The 5,508-nt window shown below is 71.3% G+C and carries 4 protein-coding genes; 3 read left to right on the top strand and 1 reads right to left on the bottom strand.

The genetic code is table 11. The features are described 5' to 3' along the window. A partial coding sequence (locus ACFW2E_RS40555; RefSeq protein ID WP_384475217.1) for an ATP-binding protein occupies positions 1-2,132 on the bottom strand: 2,132 nt, incomplete at its 3' end. A gap of 162 nt (positions 2,133-2,294) precedes the next feature. Between ACFW2E_RS40555 and ACFW2E_RS40550 the strand changes: the two genes are divergently transcribed. The 3 genes from ACFW2E_RS40550 to alaS all read left to right on the top strand — a co-directional run. Beyond that, complete coding sequence (locus ACFW2E_RS40550; protein ID WP_384475215.1) at positions 2,295-2,750, top strand: DUF948 domain-containing protein; 456 nt, start codon at positions 2,295-2,297, stop codon at positions 2,748-2,750. Between the two features lie 7 nt (positions 2,751-2,757). Next, positions 2,758-3,102 carry a hypothetical protein gene (locus ACFW2E_RS40545; RefSeq protein WP_384475213.1) on the top strand — a complete coding sequence of 115 codons (345 nt, stop codon included), beginning with the start codon at positions 2,758-2,760 and terminating at the stop codon, positions 3,100-3,102. Continuing rightward, positions 3,102-5,508, top strand: a 2,407-nt coding sequence (alaS, locus tag ACFW2E_RS40540) for an alanine--tRNA ligase (protein WP_384475211.1), incomplete at its 3' end; no start/stop codon positions are given. The genes ACFW2E_RS40545 and alaS, both read left to right, overlap by 1 nt.

Here is a 5,508-nt window from a genome sequence, read left to right as displayed (position 1 = left end):
GGCGCGGCGGCGGGGTTTCGCCGGCCCGGGGCGCCCGGGGCGTGCCGCACCGGCCCGCGCGGCGCGGGCTGGGCGTCGAGGGCGGCACCGTGCCGCCCCAGCGCCCGGGCCACCGCCGCCTCCCGGTCCAGCCGCTGCCCCTCCCGTACCCGCTCCTCGTACCGCTCGTCGCCCAGCGCCTCCCGGGCCGCCGCCTCGCACAGCTCGTGCGGGGCGTTGAAATGGGCCGAGCCGAACAGCGGAAGCCCCACCGACGGCCACATCCGGCCGGCCGCGCCCTGCAGCACCGCGGCCTCGCCCGGGTCTCCCTGCACCGCCGTGACCAGGGCCAGCAGCTCGATCGACAGTACCGAGCCCAGCAGGTCGCGGAAGGCGTGCGCACTGCCCAGACAGTCCGCCAGCAGCTCCCTGGCGTGCGCGGGATCACCGTCCCGCCAGGCCGCGTACGCCAGCACGTACAGCGCGTACGACCGGGCCCACCGCTCGCCGTGGTCCTCGCACACCCGGCGCACGTCCTCGCACAGCCGCACCGCGTCCGGCAGGTCCCCCTGGAACGCCCGGGTCATCGCCAGCCCCACCTGCCCCATCAGGACATGACTGTTGAGCTCGCCGATCTCCCGGTAGCGGGCCAGCGCCGAACGCAGCAGCGTTTCCGCCCGCGCCATGTCGTCCGTGACCAGGGCCAGACAGCCGCTGCGGTGCTCCGCGTACGCCACCGCCGTGGGAAGCCCGGCCCGCCGCGCCTCCTCCTGGCACTCCTGCAGGGCGGCCAGCGCGGCGACCCTGTCGCCCTGCAGGATCGACACATGGGCGAGCACCCACAGGGCCTTCAGCCGGGACTGCTCGTGATGTGACTCCAGATCCACACAGCGCTCCAGCCAGCGCCGCCCCTCCGACAGACGTCCGCAACCGGCCCAGTAGAACCACAGCGAACCCGCCAGGTACTGGCCCAGGTGGGCCTCGTCGGGCTCGGTCAGACAGTGCTCGAGGGCGGTCCGCAGGTTCGGCAGCTCCGCCTCCACGCGCGCGGCGACCTCGGCCTGCCGGGGTGAGAACCAGTCCAGCTCGCACCAGGTCGCCAGGCCCATGTACCAGTCCCGGTGGCGGCGGCGCAGCCGGTGCGCGTCCCCCGCCGCCCGCAGCCAGTCGGCGCCGTAGGCCCGGACCGTGTCCAGCATCCGGTAGCGCACGCCCGCCGGGCCCTCCTCGCGTGACACCACCGACTGCTCGAGCAGCTCGGACAGCACGTCCAGGACGTCGTCGGCGGGCAGTCCGTCGCCGCTGCACACGTATTCGGCGGCCTCCAGGTCGAAGGTCTGGGCGAACACGGACAGCCGTGCCCACAGCAGCCGTTCCTGGGGCGCGCACAGCTCGTGGCTCCAGCCGATGGCCGTGCGCAGCGTCCGGTGGCGGGGGAGGGAGTCCCGGTTCCCGCCGGTCAGCAGCCGGAAGCGGTCGTCGAGGCGTTCCACCAGCCGGCCGAGGGGCAGCGCCCGCAGCCGCCCCGCCGCCAGTTCGATCGCCAGCGGGATCCCGTCGAGGCGCCGGCACAGCTCCCGAACGTCCGCGTCGTCCCGCACCTCCAGCCCGTGCCGGGCAGCCCGGTCCATGAGCAGCTCCACGGCCTCGTCCTCGCCCAGCGGAGCCAGCGGGAACAGCACCTCGCCCGCCACCGCGAGCGGCCGCCGCCCCACGGCGAGCACCCGCAGTCCCGGCACCCGCCGCAGCAGCTCGGCCACCAGCGCGGCGCACGCCTCCACCAGATGCTCGAACCCGTCGAGGACCAGCAGGAGTTGGCGATCGGCGAGCTGCTCGACCAGCGCCTCGCGCGGTGGACGCGTGGTGTGGTCCGTCAGCCCCACGGCCTCCACGACCGCGTGGTCCACGAACTCCGGATGGCCCACCGGTGCCAGCTCCACGTGCCGCACGCCGTCCCGGGGAGCGGCCCGCGCCGCCGCCCGCGCCGCGAGCCGTGACTTGCCGACCCCGCCCACCCCGGTCACCGTCACCAGCCGCCCGGTGTCGAGCGCCCGGGCCAGCGCGGCGAGTTCGGCGGAGCGGCCCACGAAGGCGTTGAGTTCGAGGGGCGGATCGCCGTCCGGCGAGGGGCCGGGGCGCTGAGGAACTCGCATGGGACACGGAGCGTACTCAAGCGTGTTCGATCCGTACAATCGCTTCCCGCAACTCCGGCGCTCCCGGGAGGTAATCCGGTACGGAGCGCCACGCCCGGCGCGATAGGCTCGGTGCACTGCTTTTTCAAGGTTCCGAAGTTCAGAGCACGTTTCAGAGAGCGGGTGCGCACGGTGTCCGGTGGAGAGGTGGCCGGGATCCTGGTGGCCGTCTTCTGGGCGATCCTGGTGTCCTTCCTCGCCGTCGCGCTGGCGAGGCTGGCCCAGACGCTCAGGGCGACCACCAAGCTCGTGGCGGACGTGACCGACCAGGCCGTCCCGCTGCTCGCCGACGCATCCACGGCCGTGCGCTCCGCGCAGACCCAGATCGACCGGGTCGACGCCATCGCCTCCGACGTACAGGAGGTCACGTCCAACGCCTCCGCGCTCTCGACGACGGTCGCCTCCACCTTCGGCGGCCCCCTGGTCAAGGTCGCGGCCTTCGGCTACGGCGTGCGCCGGGCTCTCGGCGGCCGCAGGGACGACATGCCCGCCAAGGCACCCAGGCGTACCGTGATCGTGGGCCGGACGGTCCCGGCCGCGCGCCGGGAGAAGCGGAACGCCCGCGGAAAGAAGGACTGACCGAGCGATGTTCCGCCGTACGTTCTGGTTCACCACGGGCGTCGCCGCCGGTGTGTGGGCCACCACCAAGGTCAACCGCAAGCTGAAGCAGCTCACCCCCGAGAGCCTGGCCGCGACCGCCGCGAACAAGGCGCTCGAGACCGGTCAGCGCATCAAGGACCGCGCGGTGGGCTTCGCGCTCGACGTCCGCGACAACATGGCCCAGCGGGAGGCCGAACTGGGGGAGGCACTGGGGATCAACGCCGACCCCGGACTCCCCGCACCCAGGCGGTACGCCGCCATCGAGAACCGCAACGACCCGAAGTACGTCGACGACACGACGTACTCGTACAACCGGAATGAGGACCACTGATGGAGTCGGCCGAGATTCGTCGCCGCTGGTTGAGCTTCTTCGAGGAGCGCGGTCACACCGTCGTCCCTTCGGCGTCGCTCATCGCGGACGACCCGACTCTGCTCCTCGTCCCGGCCGGCATGGTGCCCTTCAAGCCCTACTTCCTGGGTGAGGTCAAGCCGCCCTTCGACCGCGCCACCAGCGTGCAGAAGTGTGTGCGCACGCCCGACATCGAAGAGGTCGGCAAGACCACCCGCCACGGCACCTTCTTCCAGATGTGCGGCAACTTCTCCTTCGGTGACTACTTCAAGGAAGGCGCCATCAAGTACGCCTGGGAGCTGCTCACCACGCCCCAGGACAAGGGCGGTTACGGCCTCGAGCCCGAGCGTCTGTGGATCACCGTCTACAAGGACGACGACGAGGCCGAGCGCATCTGGCACGAGGTCGTCGGTGTGCCGAAGGAGCGCATCCAGCGCCTCGGCATGAAGGACAACTACTGGTCCATGGGCGTCCCCGGACCCTGTGGCCCGTGTTCCGAGATCAACTACGACCGCGGCCCCGAGTTCGGTGTCGAGGGCGGTCCCGCCGTCAACGACGAGCGGTACGTGGAGATCTGGAACCTCGTCTTCATGCAGTTCGAGCGCGGCGAGGGCACCGGCAAGGACAACTTCGAGATCCTCGGCGAGCTGCCGAGCAAGAACATCGACACGGGCCTCGGCCTGGAGCGTCTCGCCATGATTCTGCAGGGCGTGCAGAACATGTACGAGATCGACACCTCCATGGCCGTCATCAGGAAGGCCACCGAGCTGACCGGCGTGGCCTACGGCGACGCCCACGACTCGGACGTCTCCCTGCGTGTGGTCACCGACCACATGCGCACGTCCGTGATGCTCATCGGTGACGGCGTCACCCCCGGCAACGAGGGCCGCGGCTACGTCCTGCGCCGCATCATGCGCCGCGCCATCCGCAACATGCGGCTGCTGGGCGCCACCGGTCCGGTCGTCAAGGACCTGATCGACGTGGTGATCGGCATGATGGGCCGGCAGTACCCGGAGCTGGTCACCGACCGCGAGCGCATCGAGAAGGTCGCCCTCGCCGAGGAGACCCGCTTCCTCAAGACCCTCAACGCCGGCACGAACGTGCTGGACACCGCCGTCGCCGAGACCAAGGCCGCCGGCTCCGGCGTCCTCTCCGGCGACAAGGCCTTCCTGCTCCACGACACCTGGGGCTTCCCGATCGACCTCACCCTGGAGATGGCCGCCGAGCAGGGCCTGTCCGTGGACGAGGACGGCTTCCGCCGCCTGATGAAGGAGCAGCGGGAGCGCGCCAAGGCCGATGCCCAGGCCAAGAAGACCGGCCACGCCGACATGGGCGCCTACCGGGAGATCGCCGACGCCGCCGGTGCCACCGACTTCATCGGCTACGCGGACACCGAGGGCGAGACCACGATCGTCGGCATCCTCGTCGACGGCGTCGCCTCCCCGGCCGCCACCGAGGGCGACGAGGTCGAGATCGTCCTCGACCGCACCCCCTTCTACGCCGAGGGCGGCGGTCAGATCGGTGACACCGGCCGCATCAAGGTGGACTCCGGTGCCGTCATCGAGGTCCGCGACACCCAGAAGCCGGTCCCGGGCGTGTACGTGCACAAGGGCGTCGTCCAGGTCGGCGAGGTGACCGTCGGGGCCAAGGCCCACGCCTCGATCGACGCCCGCCGCCGCAAGGCCATCGCCCGTGCCCACTCGGCCACGCACCTCACCCACCAGGCGCTGCGCGACGCCCTCGGTCCGACGGCCGCCCAGGCCGGTTCCGAGAACCAGCCCGGCCGCTTCCGCTTCGACTTCGGCTCCCCTTCCGCCGTTCCGACGACCGTGATGACCGACGTCGAGCAGAAGATCAACGAGGTGCTCGCCCGCGACCTCGACGTGCACGCCGAGGTGATGGGCATCGACGAGGCCAAGAAGCAGGGCGCCATCGCCGAGTTCGGCGAGAAGTACGGCGAGCGCGTCCGCGTCGTGACCATCGGCGACTTCTCCAAGGAGCTGTGCGGCGGCACGCACGTGCACAACACCGCCCAGCTGGGCCTGGTGAAGCTGCTCGGCGAGTCGTCGATCGGCTCGGGTGTGCGCCGTATCGAGGCCCTCGTCGGGGTGGACGCCTACAACTTCCTCGCCCGTGAGCACACGGTCGTCGCTCAGCTCCAGGAGCTGGTCAAGGGCCGCGCGGAGGAGCTTCCGGAGAAGATCTCCGCCATGCTCGGCAAGCTGAAGGACGCCGAGAAGGAGATCGAGAAGTTCCGCGCCGAGAAGGTGCTGCAGGCCGCCGCCGGTCTCGCCGGGTCCGCCAAGGACGTCCACGGTGTGGCCGTCGTCACCGGACAGGTCCCGGACGGCACCACGCCGGACGACCTGCGCAAGCTGGTCCTCGACG

This window comes from Streptomyces sp. NPDC058964 (assembly GCF_042741275.1).
GTDB lineage: Bacteria > Actinomycetota > Actinomycetes > Streptomycetales > Streptomycetaceae > Streptomyces.
Note: the sequence above shows the minus strand (reverse complement) of the source record. Positions and strands in the feature narration are given on the sequence as shown.